The following is a 17715-nucleotide window of genomic DNA, read 5'->3' as shown; positions in this document are numbered from 1 at the left end:
TGAACGAAGCCCGCACATGATGCGGGCTTTTTCATGCCTGTTGCTTTGGCCTGCGTCCGCCCATGTAGGAGCGGCCTTGTGCCGCGAAAGGGCCGCAACGCGGCCCCAGCGATCTTTGCATGAACACTGAAACCAGGGCCGCTGCGCGCCCCTTTCGCGGCACAAGGCCGCTCCTACAGGGCGATCGGCCACCCTGCAAGGCGCAACTGCAGGCGAAAAAAAGGGGCGCCGACCAAGCGCCCCACAAGCCGTGTAGCACACAACGAAATCTGTCAGTCCAGCAACGCCATCGCCTCGGCGCTGCACGCCTCGATCCGCGCCCAGTCGCCGTTCTTGATCCAGCTGCTGTCGAGCATCCAGGTGCCGCCCACGCACATCACATTGGGCAGGGCCATGTAGTTGCGCACGTTGGCCGGGTTCACCCCGCCGGTCGGGCAGAAGCGAATGTCGCCGAACGGGCCGGCAAAGGCCTTGATCGCCGCCACGCCACCACTGATCTCCGCCGGGAACAGCTTGAAGCGACGGTAGCCGAGGGCATAGCCCATCATGATCTCCGACGGCGTGCTGATGCCCGGCAGCAGCGGAATGTCGCTGTCCACGCCCGCCTCGAGAATGTCCTGGGTGATGCCCGGGGTGACGACGAACTGCGCGCCCGCGGCCTCGACGGCGGCGAACATGCCACGGTCGAGCACGGTACCGGCGCCGACGCACAGTTCCGGACGCTGCTCGCGCAGTACCTGGATGGCCTTCAGGCCGTGCTGCGAGCGCAGGGTCACTTCCAGGGTGCGGATGCCGCCGGCGGCCAGGGCGTCGGCCAGGGGCAGGATGTCTTCCTCACGGGCGATGGTGATCACCGGCAGGATGCGCGCCTTGTCGCAGATCGCGTCGATCCGCGCGGCTTTGTCGGCCATCGAGAGCAAAGGCTGTGGGCGTTCGAGGGTGGTCATGACAATGGGTCCTTGGCTCATGGGCACCAGTAGATGTCCAGGGGGTCGTGAAGAAAGGCGCGAATCGGCATTTCGGTTGGGTCTTCCGCCGTCAGGGCGGCACGCAGGGTGGCGAGCTTGCCCGCGCCTTGCACGGACAGGGCGATGAAGCCGGCGCTGGCCAGCAGCGCGCGGGTCATGCTCAGGCGCTGGTGCGGCACGCTTGGCGCCAGCATCGGCAGGCAGCGACGCTCGCCGACCTTGGCCAGGCCCTGGCGCAGGTTGGGGCTGGCCGGGAACAGCGAGGCCGTGTGGCCGTCGTCGCCCATGCCCAGCACCAGCACATCGATCGGCGGCAGGTCGGCGAGCACCTGATCGGCCTGCTCGGCGGCGGCCTCCAGGGTCGCGGCGCTCTGGTACAGGCCGATGAAGCGCGCCTTGGCCGCACCGCCCTTGAGCAGGTGGCGCGCCAGCAGGCCGGCGTTGCTGTCGTCGTGCGCCACCGGCACCCAGCGCTCGTCCGCCAGGCTCACGGTGACTTTCGACCAGTCCAGCACCTCTGCCGCCAGTTTCTCGAGAAACGGCACCGGGCTGCGGCCGCCGGACAGCACCACGCAGGCCTGGCCCTTGCTGGCGATGGCCTGGCGCAGGCGCTCGGCCACATCATGGGCCAGGGTCGCCGCCAGGGTTTTCGCATCAGCCAGCTGATGCGCCTTCACCGTCGCCGGCAGTTGCAGTTCAGATATCGCCATACCAGGCCCTCCCATCACGAGTGATCAATGCAATCGAGCTCATCGGCCCCCAGGAACCGGCCGCATAGGGCTTGGGCGCGTCGCCGCTGGTCTTCCAGCCAGCGATCAGCTGATCGCACCATTTCCAGGCGTATTCGATCTCGTCCTTGCGCACGAACAGGTTCTGGTTGCCGCGCATCACCTCCAGCAGCAGACGCTCGTAGGCGTCGGGAATCCGCGCGCTGCGCCAGGTGTCGGAGAAATTCAGCTGCAGCGGACCGCTGCGCAGCTGCATGCCCTTGTCCAGGCCCTGCTCCTTGGTCATCACCCGCAGCGAAATGCCTTCGTCCGGTTGCAGGCGGATGATCAGCTTGTTGCCGATCTGCAAACGCTGTTCCGGAGCGAAGATGTAGTGTGGGGTTTCCTTGAAGTGGATGACGATCTGCGACAGTTTCTGCGGCATGCGCTTGCCGGTGCGCAGGTAGAACGGCACGCCCGACCAGCGCCAGTTGCGGATATCGGCGCGCAGGGCGACGAAGGTCTCGGTGTCGCTCTGGGCGTTGGCGTTGTCCTCTTCCAGGTAGCCCGGCACCGGCTTGCCGTCGCTGAAGCCGGCGATGTACTGGCCGCGCACCACATGGGTGCTCAGGCCTTCGCCGGTGATCGGTGCCAGTGCCTTGAGCACCTTGACCTTCTCGTCGCGGATGCTGTCGGCCGACAGGTCGCTGGGCGGGTCCATGGCGATCAGGCAGAGCAGCTGCAACAGGTGGTTCTGGATCATGTCGCGCAGCTGGCCGGCCTTGTCGAAGTAGCCCCAGCGGCCCTCGATGCCGACCTTCTCGGCCACGGTGATCTCCACATGGGAGATGGAATTCTGGTTCCACTGGGTTTCGAACAGGCTGTTGGCAAAGCGCAGGGCGATCAGGTTCTGCACCGTTTCCTTGCCCAGGTAGTGGTCGATGCGGTAGACCCGGCTCTCGGGGAAGAACCGCGCCACGGCGTCGTTGACCCGACGCGACGACTCCAGATCATGGCCGATGGGCTTTTCCAGCACCACCCGGGTGCGCGAGGCCAGACCGGCCTTGTCGAGGTTCTCGCAGATCGCGCCGTAGACTGCCGCCGCCGTGGCGAAGTAGGCGATCAGCGGCTGCCCGCTCGGCGCCTTTTCGGCCAGGGCCTGGTAGCCCTCGGGCTCGACGAAGTCCAGGTGCAGGTAGCTCAGGCGCCCGAGGAAGCGCCCCAGGGAAGCGGCATCGATCTCCGCCTCCGGCACATGCCGACGCAGATGGGCTTCGATGTTGTCCAGGTGTTCCTGCACGTTGCCCGGCTCGCGGGCCAGGGCCAGCAGGCGGGTGTCCGGGTGCAGGAGGTCGGCGCGGTCGAGCTGGTAGAGCGCGGGAAACAGCTTGCGCAACGCCAGGTCGCCGAGGGCGCCAAAGAGGGCGAAGGTGCAGGGTTCGACACTGATCGCAGCCATGATGTTGGTTCTTTTATAAATGTTGGACTAGGAATACCGGTTTCAACCCTGCTTTTCAAGGGTTAATGTAGTAAAAACCACAACATCGAATACAGCTATTACAGACAAGTGGTGTGACAATCTTACCGACAGTACGATACACGCCAGCGCAAAAAGCCTGCTTCCCGACCCAAGGACACACCATGGACCGCGTGCGTAACCTCCTGGAACAGATCCAGGGCCGCCTCGACGAGCTGAACAAGGCCGAACGCAAAGTCGCCGAAGTCATCCTGCTCAACCCACAACAGGCCACCCGCTTCAGCATCGCCGCCCTGGCCCAGGCGGCCAAGGTCAGCGAACCGACGGTCAACCGCTTCTGCCGCTCGTTCGGCGTCAGCGGCTACCCCGAGCTCAAGCTGCAGCTGGCGCAAAGCCTGGCCAGCGGCGCCGCCTATGTCAGCCGCGCGGTGGAGGCCGACGATGATCCGGCCGCCTACACCCAGAAGATCTTCGGCAGCGCCATCGCCTCGCTGGACAGCGCCTGCCAGGCGCTCGACCCGCAGCAGGTCAGCCGCGCCGTGGACATGATGATCCAGGCCCGGCAGATCCACTTCTTCGGCCTTGGCGCCTCGGCCCCCGTGGCCCTCGACGCCCAGCACAAGTTCTTCCGCTTCAACCTTGCCGTGTCGGCCCACGCCGATGTGCTGATGCAGCGCATGCTGGCCTCGGTGGCCCACACCGGCGATCTGTTCGTGATCATTTCCTACACCGGGCGTACCCGCGAACTGGTCGAGGTGGCGCGCCTGGCCCGGGAAAACGGCGCCTCGGTGCTCGGCCTGACCGCCGCCGGCTCGCCCCTGGCCCAGGCCTGCAGCCTGAGCCTGCACATTCCGCTGCCGGAAGACACCGACATCTACATGCCGATGACCTCGCGGATTATCCAGCTCACCGTGCTCGACGTGCTCGCCACCGGCATGACCCTGCGCCGCGGCGTGGACTTCCAGCCGCACCTGCGCAAGATCAAGGAAAGCCTCAACGCCAGTCGCTACCCGATCGAGGACGACGACCTCAACTGAGCCGGTGCGCCTGCAGCCGCAGGTGCGCCCGCTCGCCCGGCGCCAGGCTCAAGCCCTCGCCACTGCCGCTGGCCGCCTCGACACAGACAAAGCCCTGGCATTCGCGCCCGGTCACGCCCATCAACGGGCGATTGCCTGGGTGCCAGACCACGGTGTCGTCGCTGTCGCCGGTGTCGATGCACAGCTCGCGCTGCCAGGCCGGATCCTGCAACTGCACCTTGGGTGTACCGGGGTAGACCTTCTGGCAGCCGCCCTTGAGGGTCAGCGCGCCATCCTCGCGGCAGGCCTGGCGATTGAGGCGATCGTAGCCTTGGATATCCTCGAGCCCGGACAGCGCTATCTTCGACACGTCGCTGATTCGCCAGTAGGCCAGCAGCGCATGGCTCAACTGGCAGGGCTCGCTGTCCTGGTGCTCGGTACTCAGGCTCAGCTCCATGCTCGCGCCGAGCCGGGCGTGCAGGTCGACCTGCCAGTCGCACAGGTCCAGGCGCCACTTCAGGGTCACGCCTTGCTCATCCTCAAGGCTGTCCACCAGCTTCCAGTCAAGCAGGCGCGCCCAGCCGTGGGCCGGCCACAGGTCCTCGCTGGGATGACGGCCATACCACGGCCAACACACCGGCACGCCACCGCGGATGGCGCCCACCTGCGGCCACTGCTCGGCGCACCACAGCCAGGGCTTCTCGCCGGCCGGCTGGAAATGCAGCAGTTGCGCGCCCTGGCGGCTGAACACCGCCTGGCAGCACGGGTGGTCGATGATCAGCACATCGCGCTGCTGGTAACGCTCCCACTCGAAGGTTGGCCTGGGCCGTTGCGAAGTGAAGAAGCGATGTAGCGGATGTTCAGGCATGGTTCCAAGCTCTTTTGTTGTTCGAGATAGCGCTGTCTCGACCCGTGCCCGCTAACCACTGCTGGCCAGTGGTTAGCGGGAGGTCGAGATGGATGGCGTAAATTTACAACAATTTTTCTCAGAATGACGACTGAATCTTCAACCCTGCGACCAGCGCGTTATCCACCTGGTCGACACCGCCCGGGCTCTTGATGTACTGCAGGTTCGGGCGCACGGTCAGCCAGTTGGTGACGTGGAAGCCGTAGTAGAGCTCGGCGTTGTACTCGGTGCGCTGCAGCGGCTTGAAGCCCGGGTTGTCGTAGTCATTGATACCGCTCTGGGCATTGAGCAGCTCGGCGCGCTTCTTCACGTCGTCGTTGACGTGGATGCGGGCGATGCCGAAGCCGATGTCGTCCTTGGGCCGAGCGTCGAAGGCGCCCTTGTAGACCAGACCGACCTGCTGGTAGTTGTCGACCACGTTGGTGGCCTTGTCATGCACGGTGAAGTTGGCGAACAGGCTCAGGCCGCGATTGACGTCGCCGGCATGGGCGGTGACCTGCTGCTGCGCCACCACCCACCAGCCGTGCTTGCTGGAGTGCGACTTGAACGCCGCACCGGTCAGCGCCTGCGGGTTGCCGTTGATGTCGTCGTACACATCGTCGGCCTTGGCGGTGCTGTAGTAGTAGCCCAGGCGGTACTCACCCGGCAGGCCGTTGACCTTCGGCGACCACACCGCCTCCACCGGCAGGATCGCGCCCTTGGTGCCACTGCCGCTGAGCTTGAAGCCGTTGCCGGTCTCCAGGTTCGACGGGTTCTGCTCGTAGGCGCCGACCTGGACGAAGAATTCCGGGGTGATGTTGTACTTGACCCGCAGCGCCCACTGGCTGACCGGCCAGTTGTACCAGATGCCGCCGACCCAGTTGCCCACCTGCGAGCCGCAGAAGGCCAGGTTCTGGAAGTCGCAGGGGAAGCTGTTGAAGTCCTCGCCTTCGCCGAAGCGGCCGAATTTCACGTCCAATGCGCCTTCGAAGTACTTCTGCTTGATCCACATCTGGGTCAGGCGCCAGGTCTGGCCCCGGCCCCAGACTTCCTGCACCGAGCTGAACTGCCCAGCACGCGGGTCGCTGATGCGGTCGTTGGACAGGTTGCGGCCACTACGCTCGGTGATCGCCAGCTTGAACTCGGTGTCCTTCCAACCGAAGATCTTCTCCAGGTCCAGGTGCGCGCCGAGGGCGAACTGGTCGCTGTAGCGCGCGGTCTTGTCGTCGTTGTAGCCGCCATTAAGGTTGCCGGCCACCTCGCCGACGTAGTCGAGGGTGAAGTCGTAGCCCTTCTCCAGCAACTCGGTGCGGGTGCCGCCCCAGTCGCCGGTCATCCATTTCGATTCCGACGAGAAAGCCTCGGCGGCCTGGGCCCCGCTGCTGCCGACCACGGCCAGCAGTGCCAGTGAGCCCAGCGTCCTGATGCGATTGCGATGTTCCATCCCTTTGCGTCCTCTTTTCTTGTTATTAACAGAACGAATTAACGGCCAGGTCTTTTCTGTAGGAGCGGCCTTGTGCCGCGAAAGGGCTGCGAAGCAGCCCCAGGTCTTGGCATCCTTCAGCATTGCTGGGGCTGCTGTGCAGCCCTTTCGCGGCGCAAGGCCGCTCCTACAGGGTATGACCGCCGTCCTTAACGGCCTTTGAAACGCGTCACGTTGTCCTTTACTGCGGTGGCAGATAGGTCCAGGCGTTCGCCGCTGCCGGCGTCGAACAGCAGCACCCGCGCCGGGTCGAACTGCAGGTTGAGGCTGTCGCCGACCCGGCACGCCACATCCGGCGCCAGGCGGCAGCAGACCTTGGTCTGGTTGAGGGTGACGAACACCAGCAGGTCCGGCCCGGTGGGCTCGGTGACCTGCACTTCGGCGCGGATGCCCGGCAGGCCATTGCCCTGCTCCGCCCCCAGGGTGATCTGCTCCGGACGCACGCCGAGGATGATCTCGCGGCCTTCCAGTTCGTCCGCCGCCACGCCCAGCGGCAGCTCGCAGCGCGCCTGGCCGCTGTCAAGCAGGGCCAGCACGCGGCCGTCCTGCCGGGTCAGGCGCACCGGGATGAAGTTCATCGGCGGCGAACCAATGAAGCTGGCGACGAACAGGTTGGCCGGGTCGTTGTAGATCTGCTGTGGCGTGCCGAACTGCTGGATGATGCCGTCCTTCATCACCGCCACCTTGTCACCGAGCGTCATCGCCTCGATCTGGTCGTGGGTGACGTACACCGTGGTGGTTTTCAACCGCTGGTGCATCAGCTTGATCTCGGTGCGCATCTCCACCCGCAGCTTGGCGTCGAGGTTCGACAGCGGCTCGTCGAACAGGTAGATCTTCGGCCGCCGCGCCAGCGCCCGGCCCATGGCCACGCGCTGTTGCTGGCCGCCGGACAGCTGCCCGGGCTTGCGCTCGAGCAGGTGCTCGATCTGCAGCAACTTGGCGACCCGCGCCACCTCCTTGTCGATGGCGGCCTGGGGCATCTTGCGGATCTTCAGGCCGAAGGCGATGTTGTCGCGCACGTTCATGGTCGGGTACAGCGCGTAGGACTGGAACACCATGGCGATGTCGCGGTCCTTGGGGCTCATGCCGCTGACGTCCTCGTCATCGATGAGGATCGCCCCGCCGCTGATGCTTTCCAGCCCGGCGATGCAGTTCATCAGCGTCGACTTGCCGCAGCCCGAGGGGCCGACCAGGATCAGGAACTCGCCGTCCTTGATCGCCAGCTGGATGTCCTTGAGCGTGTCCGGCAGGCCCACGCCGTAGGTCTTGTGCACATTGCGAAGTTCGAGTGTTGCCATGACTTACCCCTTGACCGCGCCGGCGGTCAGCCCGCGCACGAAATACTTGCCCGCGACCACGTAGACCAACAGCGTCGGCAGCCCGGCGATCATCGCCGCGGCCATGTCGACGTTGTATTCCTTGGCCCCAGTGCTGGTGTTGACCAGGTTGTTGAGGGCCACGGTGATCGGTTGCGAGTCGCCGCTGGAGAACACCACGCCGAACAGGAAGTCGTTCCAGATCTGGGTGAACTGCCAGATCAGGCAGACCATGATGATCGGCGTCGACATCGGCAGGATGATCCGCCCGAAGATGGTGAAGAACCCGGCGCCGTCCAGGCGCGCGGCCTTGACCAGCGCCTCGGGGATGCTCACGTAATAGTTGCGGAAGAACAGCGTGGTGAAGGCCAGGCCGTACACCACGTGCACCAGCACCAGCCCGCTGGTGGTGCTGGCCAGGCCCAGCTTGCCGAGGGTGAACGAGGCCGGCAGCAGCACGGTCTGGAACGGCAGGAAGCAGCCGAACAGCAGCAGGCCGAAGAACAGTTGCGAGCCACGGAAGCGCCACATCGACAGCACATAGCCGTTGAGCGCGCCGATGGCCGTGGAGATCAGCACCGCCGGCACGGTGATCAGGATCGAGTTGACGAAGTAGCCGCTGACCGTGGCCCAGGCCTTGCTCCAGCCGATGGCGGTGAACGCGGTCGGCCAGCTCAGCAGGTTGCCGCTGCCGATGTCCTCGGGGGTCTTGAAGCTGGTCAGCAGCATCACCACCAGCGGCACCAGGTACAGCAGCACGGCCAGCAGCAGCACGGCGTGGATGGCGATACGGCTGAGGTTCAGTGCGGGTTTGTCGGTCAGGCTAGTCATGGCGTTTGCCCCGCAATTCGGAATACAGGTACGGCACCAGGATCGCCAGGATGGCGCCGAGCATCAGGATCGCGCTGGCCGAGCCCATGCCCATCTGCCCGCGGCTGAAGGTGAACGAGTACATGAACATGGCTGGCAGGTCCGAGGAGTAGCCAGGGCCGCCGGCGGTCATCGCCGCCACCAGGTCGAAGCTCTTGATGGCAATGTGCGAAAGGATCATCAGCGAGCTGAAGAACACCGGGCGCAGGCTGGGCAGCACCACGGTCCAGTAGATGCGCGGCAGGCTGGCGCCATCGAGCTGGGCGGCGCGGATGATCGACTGGTCGACACCGCGCAGGCCGGCGAGGAACATCGCCATGATAAAGCCCGAGGCCTGCCACACGGCGGCGATCACCAGGCAGTAGACCACGCGGTCGGGGTCGATCAGCCAGTCCAGGCGAAAGCCTTCCCAGCCCCAGTCGCGCAGCAGCTTGTCCAGGCCCATGCCGGGGTTGAGCAGCCACTTCCAGGCGGTGCCGGTGACGATCATCGACAGGGCCATGGGGTAGAGATAAATGGTGCGGATGAAACCTTCGCGGCGGATGCGCTGGTCGAGCAACACGGCGAGGAACACGCCGATGGCCAGGGTGATGCCGATGAACAGGCCGCCGAACAGCAGCAGGTTCTTGCTCGCCACCCACCAGCGGTCGTTATCGAACAGCCGGGCGTACTGCGCCAGGCCCGCCCACTTATAGGTGGGCAGGAAGGTCGAGGTGGTGAACGAGAGGACGAAGGTCCACAGGATGTAGCCATAGAAGCCCACCAGGACGATGAACATGCTCGGCGCCAGCACCAGCTTCGGTAGCCAGCGCTGCAGCGCATCCAGGGGGGAGGCCCGCAGGCGGGCGGTTGCTGTGGTCATGGTTCAGATCTCGTTTCGAGAAAGGCAGATAAGCGTGTAGGAGCGGCCTTGTGCCGCGAAAGGGCCGCAGCGCGGCCCGTGTGCATCAGCACAGATACTGAAATTGCCGGGGCCGCTTTGCGGCCCTTTCGCGGCGCAAGGCCGCTCCTACACAGGCGCCTGACTACTTGGCGGCGTTGACTGCTGCGGCCAGCTTCTTCGCCGCATCCGCAGGATCGGCCTTCGGATCGTTGATGTAGTTGGTCACCACATCGAAGAACGCCCCCTGCACCGCCAGCGTGGTGGCCATGTTGTGCGCCATGCTCGGTTGCAGGCCGCCGGACTTGGCGTCGGCCAGGAAGTCCTTGGCCGCGGTCTGGGCGCAGCTGTCGAAGCCATGCTTGCCCATGTCGGCGAGCATGTCGTTACGCACCGGGATCGAGCCCTTGTTGATGCTGAAGACCTTCTGGAACTCCTCGCCCAGCACCTTGCGGGCGATGTCCTGCTGGCCCGCCGCGGTGCCCTTGTCCTTCTGCTTGAACACTACCAGCGAGTCGATGTTGTAGAGGAAGGCCTGGTCGGTGCCGGGGAAGGCCACGCACTGGTAGTCCTTGCCGGCGGTCTTCTTGGCCAGGGTCCATTCGCTCTTGGCCCAGTCGCCCATGATCTGCATGCCGGCCTTGCCGTTGATGACCTTGGCCGCCTCCAGGTTCCAGTCCTGGCCCTTGCCGTCAGGGTCCATGTAGGTGGCGACTTTCTTCAGCTCGGTGAGCGCCTTGACCATCTCGGGGCCGGTCAGGGCCTTTTCGTCCAGTTCGACCAGCGCTTTCTTGTAGCCTTCTACGCCCATTACCGAGAGCACCACGCTCTCGAACACGGTGCTGTCCTGCCACGGCTGGCCACCGTGGGCCAGCGGGATGAAACCGGCAGCCTTGAGCTTATCGCCGGCGGCGTAGAACTCCGCGAGGGTGGTCGGCGCCTTGTCGATGCCGGCCTTCTTGAACACTTCCGGGTTGATCCACAACCAGTTGATGCGGTGGATGTTCACCGGCACGGCCACGTAGTCGCCGTCGTACTTCACGGTGTCGGCGACCTTCTTGTCGAGCAGGCTGTCCCACTTCTCTTCCTTGGCCACGTCCTTGAGCACATCGGGATCGAGCAGGCCGGTGGCGGCCCAATCCTGGATATCCGGCCCTTTGATCTGCGCGACTCCAGGCGGGTTACCGGCCACGGCGCGGCTCTTGAGCACGGTCATGGCGGTGGCGCCACCACCGCCGGCCACGGCGCCGTCCTTCCAGATGAAACCGTCCTTCTCGACCTGGGCCTTGAGCACATCGACCGCGGCCTTTTCGCCGCCGGAGGTCCACCAATGGACGACTTCCACGCTGCCTTTGGAGTCGGCGGCCTGGGCACTGAGGGAGAACAGGGAGGCGAAGGAGATCGCGGCGGCGAGACGAAGCGTCGAATGCATGGGAATACCTTTCTTGTTGTTATGCGAGGCAAGACTGTCGCTTGCATGGCATGGAGTGTAAGGAGCCCGCGCCAGCCTTCAGGTAACGAACGGATGCGCGAATGTCATCATCTGGTTACATGGCCAGGGCCGTGGCCAGGCTCGGCGCCAACGGCAGGCGCGGCAGCAGCAGGGCCTGGTAGGCGTGGTAGAGATCGGGCTTGCCGCCCCAGATGCGCGCACTGGGCAGCAGCGCCGGGTCCAGCTCGTGGTGCCAGCTGCCATGGCCGCGGTCGATGAAGTGGCTGGCGATGAAGTCCCAGAAGCAGCGGTACCAGTGTTCGTATTGCGCCTCGCCGGTACGCCGCAACAGGGCCGCGGCGGCGGCGCTGGCCTCGGCATGCACCCAGTGCAGGCGCTCGCGCACCACCGGGCGGTTGCGCCAGTCCAGGGTGTAGACCAGCCCCGGTGCGCCATCGGCCTGCCAGGCATGCTTGCAGGCGTTGTCGAACAGTCCCCTGGCGGCAGGCAGCAAGGACTCCGGCGCGGGCAGTTGCGCCCGTTGCAGGGCCGCTTCCAGGTGCAGTATCAGGCGTGCCCATTCGAAGGCATGACCGGGCGTGGTGCCGTAGGGGCGGAAGCCGTCGGCGGGGTTGTCGCGGTTGTAGTCGGGCAATGCCTGCCAGTGCTCGTCGAAATGCTCGGTGACCCGGAAACCATCGGCAGCCACCTGGGCCAGGATCAAGCGTTCGACGATCCGCAGGGCACGGCTTAGCCACAGCGTGTCGCCGGTCACGTCGGCCAGGGCGAGAAACGCCTCGACGCCGTGCATGTTGCTGTTGGCGCCACGGTAGGCTTCTGCCTGCTGCCAGTCACGGGAGAACGACTCGCGCAGGACGCCCTCCTCCTCGCACCAGAAGCGCTGCTCGATGACCCGGACCACGGCCTCCAGCAGTGCCTGGGCCGGTGTGACACCCGCCACCACCGCCGAACAGGCGGCAAGGGCGACGAAGGCATGCAGGTAGGCGGCCTTGCCGGTGTCGCCGTGGCCTTCGGGCTGCGCGTACCAGCCGTCGTCCTCCTGGTCGCGCAACGGACCGAGCAGGGCCTCGACGCCATGCTCGACCAGCTCGCGGCACCCCGGAACGCCCTGGATATGCGCCAGGGCGAAGCTGTGGGTCATGCGCGCGGTGTTCATGGTCTCGGCCAGGGCACAACGGGGCAGCCGGCCTTCGTCGTCGAGGTTGCCGAAACCCTGGGTCAGCCGCGAAGCCCTGGCGAAGGCGAGCAGGCGCAGGGCCTCGGCGTCGAGCCAGGCATGGTGTGTCGGGGAGTCGATCCAGCGGTTGGCCATGGGTGCACCCTCCTTGTTGTTGTCAGCCGATTCTAGTCAGCCGTCCCGGCTGGCATGTCACGAAGGCCTGCCGAATTGTCACCATGTAGTGACATCAATCCCCTGTAGGAGCGGCCTTGTGCCGCGAAAGGGTTGCGAAGCAGCCCCAGCAATTTCAGATCCCTGGGGCCGCTTTGCGGCCCTTTCGCGGCACAAGGCCGCTCCTACAGGGGATCGTGTCATTCGGCTGTACGGGGTAGGTACAAAGTCACCCGCAACCCACCCTCACGCAGGTTGAACAGGCTCACCTCGCCGCCATGACTGTGGGCGATGTTGCGCGCGATCCCCAGTCCCAAACCGTACCCCTGCTGCTGCCCGGCCAGCCGGAAGTGCGGCTCGAACACCTGCTCCAGGCGCTGCTCCGGCACCCCCGGCCCCTGGTCGTCCACCTGCAGGACGAAGCTCTCGGCACTGTCGAGGATCCGCAGATGCGCCCGCTCGCCGTACTTGATGGCGTTATCGATCAGGTTGCCGATGCAGCGGCGCAGGGCCAGCGACTTGCCGGGGTACGGCGCCAGCGCCTGCCCCTCGAGGGTGATGCGCCCGTCGCCGAGGTAAGGTTCGGCGAGCATCTCCAGCACTTGGTTGAGGTCGATCGGCTCGATGTTCTCGTGAATGTCGGTGTCCTTCACGCACTGCAGCGCGCCCTTGACCAGCAGCTCCAGCTCGTCGAGGTCGCGGCTGAACTTCGCTTGCAGCTTCTCGTCCTCGAGCAGCTCGACCCGCAGGCGCAGGCGCGTGATCGGCGTACGCAGGTCATGGGAAATGGCGCTGAACAACTGGGAGCGCTCGGTGAGATAACGGCTGATCCGCTCGCGCATGCTGTTGAACGCCCGCCCCACCTCGACCACTTCACTGCCGCCGCCCTCGGCCACCGGGGCCACGTCGGCGCCCAGCGACATTTCCCGCGCCGCCCGCGCCAGGCGCTTGAGCGGCCGGCTCTGCCAGTGCACCAACAGGCCGATGAACAGCAACAGCAGGGCGGTGGTCATGGCGATAAAGCCGATCTGCTGGCGAGGCAGACGCTCGGCCTCGAGGCTGGTGTAGGGCTCGGGCAGCAGCGAGGCGATATACAGCCACTCACCCTCGCCCAGGCGGATCTGGGTCACCAACACCGGTGGGTTGAGTGGCTCCAGGGTCAACGAGTAGTGCGCCCAGGAGCGGGGCAGCTCATCGAGTTTCAGGCCGCTGTTGAAGATCCGCAGGTCATCGGGGCTGACGAATTCGACGGAGATCTCCAGCTGCTGGCCCAGGCGCTCGTGCAACACCTGCTGGAACACGTCGATTACCGCCTGCTTGCGCGGGGTGATCGGCAGCACCGGCATCTCCAGCGGCTTGACGTTGAGCGAGACGAAGAAGCGCGTTCCGCCCATGCTACGCAACTGGTCAAGGACCATCGGCCGGTAGGCCACCGGCAGCGAACGGAAGTAGCTGACGCTGGCACTCATCGAATGAGCCAGGCTGCCGGCACTGGCACGCAGGCCCTGCAGCTGGCTGGCGCGCAGTTGCGCCACCCAGATCAGGCTCGACAGCCCCTGGGCCAGCAACACCACCAACAAGGTCAGCAGCAGCATGCGCCCCAGCAGCGAGTGCGGCAGCAGGCGCCAGCGGCGCTCGCTAGGCCGGGCAGACATTGGCCGCCAACAGGTAGCCGCTGCCGCGCACGGTGCGGATCAGCCGAGGGGGTTTTTCCGTGTCGCGCAGGCGCTGGCGCAGGCGGCTGACCGCCATGTCGACGATACGGTCCAGCGGCATCGGCTCGCGCCCGCGGGTGGCGTTGCCGATGGTGTCGCGGTCGAGGATCTGCTGCGGGTGGTCGAGGAACAGCTTGAGCAGGGCGAAGTCGGCGCCGGAGAGGATCACCTCCTCGCCATCGCGGTGGAACAGGCGATGGCTGATCGTGTCCAGCCGCCAGTCGTCGAAGGCCAGCACCGCGCTGGCCGGCGCCGCCTGGCCGAAATCGGCGCGGCGCAACAGGGCCTTGATGCGGGCCTGTAGTTCACGTGGGCTGAAGGGTTTGCCGAGGTAATCGTCGGCGCCCAGCTCCAGGCCGATGACCCGGTCGGCCTCGTCGGAACTGGCGGTGAGCATGATGATCGGCACCCGCGCCTGGCGCGGGTGCTGGCGGACCCAGCGGCACAGGCTGAAGCCGTCCTCGTCGGGCAGCATCACGTCGAGGATCACCAGGTCGTAGGGGTTGGCGTCCAGGGCGCGGCGAAAGCCCTGGCCGTCGGGTTCGGCATGGACCTGCAGGCCGCAACGGGCCAGGTAGGTCTGCAACAGTTCGCGGATATCCTGGTCGTCGTCGACCATCAGGATCGATTTGCCGGCAGTGGTCACAATGGTCAGTCCTCTTGTAAACGCAGATCTTGATGTCTGCTGTGGGGCTGCTTCGCAGCCCTTTCGCGGCGCAAGGCCGCTCCTACAAAGGCTACGCAATCAACTGTAGGAGCGGCCTTGCGCCGCGAAAGGGCCGCGAAGCGGCCCCAGCGATCAATGATCCAACGCCTGTTGCAAGGCCACTCCGGCCCCCAGCAACCCGGAAAACTCCGCCGTCACCAACCAGACCGGCACCCCGGCGAAGTAGCCGCTCATACAGCCCTTGTCGGCGAAACTCGCAGCGAATCCGCTGCCCAGGAACAACTCGGCGAAACGCGGAATCACCCCGCCGACAATGTAGACCCCACCCCGTGCGCCCAAGGTGAGCACGTTGTTGCCCGCCACCCGCCCGAGGAAGCGGCAGAACTGCTCGATCACCGCCAGCGCCCGGGGCTCGCCGGCCAGGGCCGCGTCGGTGATCTGCGCCGGGGTCTTGTGCGTCGGCGTGGCGCCATCGAGCGCGCAGATCGCCTGGTACAAGCGCACCAGCCCACCGCCGCTGAGCACCGTCTCGGCGCTGACATGGCCGATCTGCCGGTGAATCTCCTGATGGATCGCCGCCTCGCGGGCATTGCCCACCGGCAGGTCGACATGCCCGCCCTCCCCCGGCAGCGCCAGCCAGTGCTCGCCCAGGCGCAGCAGGCTGCCCACGCCCAGGCCGGTGCCGGGGCCGATCACCAGCGCCGGACGCGACGGGTCGGCGAGGCCTGCGCAGACCTCGCGGAACTCACCGTCGCGCAGCCGGGTCATGCCCAGGGCCATGGCGGAAAAATCGTTGATCAGCAACAGGCGCTCGACCTGCAGCGTCTGGCAGAACGCGCTGCGGCTCAGGCGCCAGTGGTTGTTGGTGAAGCGGAATTCGTCGCCGTCCACGGGACCGGCCACCGCCAGGCACACCGCCGCCAGGCCGCCACGGGCGATGCCCTGGTCGGCGAGGTAGGCCTCGATGGCCTGCTCGGGGCTGGTGTAGTCGGCGGTGGCCAGCACCTGGACCGCCTGCAGCTCGTTGTCGCGCCACAAGGCAAAACGTGCGTTGGTGCCACCGATGTCGCCGACCAGCAAGGCCTTCATTTGAGGTTCTCCAGGGCCGAGGTGAAGGCGCTCGCGCCCTGTTCGGCGGAACTGAACGCCACGCGCATGAAGCCGAACAGCTCGCGCCCACAGCCCAGGTCGTTGCCCATGGGCGGCTCGGGCAGCTCACGGCTGGCCAGTTCCTCGGCCGAGACCATGATCCGCAGCGTGCCTTCGGCACCATCGACACGCACGATATCACCATCGCGCACTCGCGCCAGCGGGCCGCCGTCGAAAGCCTCCGGGCACACATGAATGGCCGCCGGGATCTTGCCCGAGGCCCCGGACATGCGCCCGTCGGTGACCAGCGCCACCTTGAAGCCGCGGTCCTGCAGCACGCCGAGGAAGGGTGTCAGCTTGTGCAACTCGGGCATGCCGTTGCAACGCGGCCCCTGGAAGCGCACCACGGCAACGAAGTCGCGCTCCAGTTCGCCGGCCTTGAACGCATCGGCCAGCGCCTGCTGGTCGTGGAACACCCGGGCGGGCGCCTCGACCACGCGATGCTCCGGCGCCACCGCCGACACCTTCATCACGCCGCGCCCCAGGTTGCCCTCCATGACCCGCAAGCCGCCCTCGGCGGAGAACGGCCGCGCCACCGGGCGCAGGATGCTTTCGTCGAGGCTGTCCTTCGGACCTTCGCGCCACACCAGTCGGCCATCCTCGAGGAACGGCTCCTGGGTGTAGCGGCGCAGGCCATGCCCGGCCACGGTGTTGACGTCCTCGTGCAGCAGGCCGGCGTCGAGCAGCTCGCGAATGAGGAACGCCATGCCGCCGGAGGCCTGGAAGTGGTTGATGTCGGCTTTGCCGTTCGGATAGACGTGGGACAGCGTCGGCACCACCTCGGACAGGTCAGCCATGTCCTGCCAGGTCAGCTGGATGCCGGCGGCCTGGGCGATGGCCGGGATGTGCAGGGTGTGGTTGGTCGAGCCGCCGGTGGCGTGCAGGGCGACGATCGAGTTGACCAGCGCCTTCTCGTCAACGATCTCGCCAATCGGCATGAAGTTGCCGCTGGCCTTGGTCATCCGCGTGACCTGGCGCGCGGCCTCGGCGGTGAGGGCGTCGCGCAGCGGCGTGTAGGGATTGACGAACGAGGCGCCCGGCAGGTGCAGGCCCATCACCTCCATCACCAGCTGGTTGGTGTTGGCGGTGCCGTAGAAGGTGCAGGTGCCCGGGCCGTGATAGCTCTTCATTTCCGATTCGAGCAGTTGCTCACGGGTGGCCTTGCCCTCGGCATAGCGCTGGCGCACATCGGCCTTCTCCTTGTTGGAGATGCCCGAGACCATCGGCCCGCCCGGCACGAAGACGGTCGGCAGGTGGCCGAAACGCAACGCGCCCATCATCAGGCCGGGAACGATCTTGTCGCAGATGCCCAGCATCAGGGCGGCGTCGAACATGTTGTGCGACAGGGCGATGGCGGTGGACATGGCGATCACTTCGCGGCTGGCGATGGCCAACTCCATGCCCGGCTCGCCCTGGGTGACGCCATCGCACATGGCCGGCACGCCGCCGGCGAACTGGCCGACCGAGCCGACTTCGCGCAGGGCCTGCTTGATCTGCTCGGGAAAGTGCTGGTACGGCTGGTGCGCCGAGAGCATGTCGTTGTAGGCGGAGACGATGGCCACGTTGGCGGCGTTCATCAGGCGCAGGGTCTGCTTGTCCTCGCCGCCACATCCGGCCACGCCATGGGCGAAGTTGGCGCACTGCAGGCTGGCGCGCATGGGTCCGTCACTGGCTGCCCCACGGATCAGCTCAAGGTAGCGTTCACGGGTACGGCGGCTGCGGGCGATCAGCCGTTCGGTGACCTCAAGGATGCGCGGATGCATGTACTGGACTCCAGGCTAACGGTAAGGGCGGTTTT

General features: G+C 66.0%; 15 protein-coding genes. 1 reads left to right on the top strand and 14 read right to left on the bottom strand.

Annotation, left to right across the window (positions count from 1 at the left end):
- Positions 1–272 precede the first annotated feature (272 nt).
- From ACZ899_RS24575 to zwf, 3 genes are read right to left on the bottom strand one after another with little or no spacing between them, the layout of a single operon-like run.
- Positions 273–947, bottom strand: a complete 675-nt coding sequence (locus ACZ899_RS24575) for a bifunctional 4-hydroxy-2-oxoglutarate aldolase/2-dehydro-3-deoxy-phosphogluconate aldolase (protein ID WP_050704151.1) — start codon at positions 945–947, stop codon at positions 273–275.
- 17 nt (positions 948–964) lie between these two features.
- Positions 965–1678: a 6-phosphogluconolactonase gene (gene pgl, locus ACZ899_RS24570; protein WP_234561700.1), complete on the bottom strand. Its 714-nt coding sequence runs from the start codon at positions 1676–1678 to the stop codon at positions 965–967.
- Complete coding sequence (gene zwf, locus ACZ899_RS24565; protein WP_234561701.1) at positions 1665–3134, bottom strand: glucose-6-phosphate dehydrogenase; 1470 nt, start codon at positions 3132–3134, stop codon at positions 1665–1667. Before zwf ends, pgl begins: the two co-directional genes overlap by 14 nt.
- A gap of 191 nt (positions 3135–3325) precedes the next feature.
- Between zwf and hexR the strand changes: the two genes are divergently transcribed.
- The gene (gene hexR, locus ACZ899_RS24560; protein ID WP_172402443.1) at positions 3326–4189 is read left to right on the top strand and encodes a DNA-binding transcriptional regulator HexR; all 864 of its coding nucleotides are present in this window, start codon (positions 3326–3328) and stop codon (positions 4187–4189) included.
- Here the strand turns inward: hexR and ACZ899_RS24555 are convergent.
- The 11 genes from ACZ899_RS24555 to edd form a co-directional block, all read right to left on the bottom strand.
- Positions 4182–5036: a D-hexose-6-phosphate mutarotase gene (locus ACZ899_RS24555; protein WP_234561702.1), complete on the bottom strand. Its 855-nt coding sequence runs from the start codon at positions 5034–5036 to the stop codon at positions 4182–4184. The genes hexR and ACZ899_RS24555 overlap by 8 nt on opposite strands.
- Positions 5037–5154: 118 nt before the next feature.
- Positions 5155–6498 carry a carbohydrate porin gene (locus ACZ899_RS24550; protein ID WP_234561703.1) on the bottom strand — a complete coding sequence of 448 codons (1344 nt, stop codon included), beginning with the start codon at positions 6496–6498 and terminating at the stop codon, positions 5155–5157.
- A 188-nt stretch (positions 6499–6686) separates the two neighbouring features.
- Positions 6687–7835 carry an ABC transporter ATP-binding protein gene (locus tag ACZ899_RS24545; RefSeq protein WP_234561704.1) on the bottom strand — a complete coding sequence of 383 codons (1149 nt, stop codon included), beginning with the start codon at positions 7833–7835 and terminating at the stop codon, positions 6687–6689.
- Between the two features lie 3 nt (positions 7836–7838).
- Complete coding sequence (locus tag ACZ899_RS24540) at positions 7839–8684, bottom strand: carbohydrate ABC transporter permease (protein WP_084943463.1); 846 nt, start codon at positions 8682–8684, stop codon at positions 7839–7841.
- Positions 8677–9585, bottom strand: coding sequence for a carbohydrate ABC transporter permease (locus ACZ899_RS24535; protein WP_050704143.1), 909 nt, complete (start codon positions 9583–9585; stop codon positions 8677–8679). Before ACZ899_RS24535 ends, ACZ899_RS24540 begins: the two co-directional genes overlap by 8 nt.
- A 163-nt stretch (positions 9586–9748) precedes the next feature.
- Positions 9749–11035 carry an ABC transporter substrate-binding protein gene (locus ACZ899_RS24530; protein ID WP_203650929.1) on the bottom strand — a complete coding sequence of 429 codons (1287 nt, stop codon included), beginning with the start codon at positions 11033–11035 and terminating at the stop codon, positions 9749–9751.
- Between the two features lie 115 nt (positions 11036–11150).
- Positions 11151–12368, bottom strand: coding sequence for a D-mannose isomerase (locus tag ACZ899_RS24525; protein ID WP_234561705.1), 1218 nt, complete (start codon positions 12366–12368; stop codon positions 11151–11153).
- A gap of 218 nt (positions 12369–12586) precedes the next feature.
- Entirely contained in the window at positions 12587–14041 is a 1455-nt protein-coding gene (locus ACZ899_RS24520; RefSeq protein ID WP_234561706.1) for an ATP-binding protein, read from the bottom strand.
- A complete protein-coding gene (locus tag ACZ899_RS24515; RefSeq protein WP_267967174.1) occupies positions 14025–14720 on the bottom strand; it encodes a response regulator in 696 nt (231 codons plus the stop codon). Before ACZ899_RS24515 ends, ACZ899_RS24520 begins: the two co-directional genes overlap by 17 nt.
- 180 nt (positions 14721–14900) lie before the next feature.
- Positions 14901–15857, bottom strand: coding sequence for a glucokinase (locus ACZ899_RS24510; RefSeq protein WP_234561707.1), 957 nt, complete (start codon positions 15855–15857; stop codon positions 14901–14903).
- Positions 15854–17680 (bottom strand): phosphogluconate dehydratase, encoded by a 1827-nt coding sequence (edd, locus tag ACZ899_RS24505; protein ID WP_234561708.1) that lies wholly within the window; start codon positions 17678–17680, stop codon positions 15854–15856. The genes ACZ899_RS24510 and edd overlap by 4 nt, the downstream gene beginning before the upstream one ends.
- Positions 17681–17715 lie beyond the last annotated feature (35 nt).

It is taken from the genome of Pseudomonas sp. TE31087 (assembly GCF_057284075.1).
Note: the sequence above shows the minus strand (reverse complement) of the source record. Positions and strands in the feature narration are given on the sequence as shown.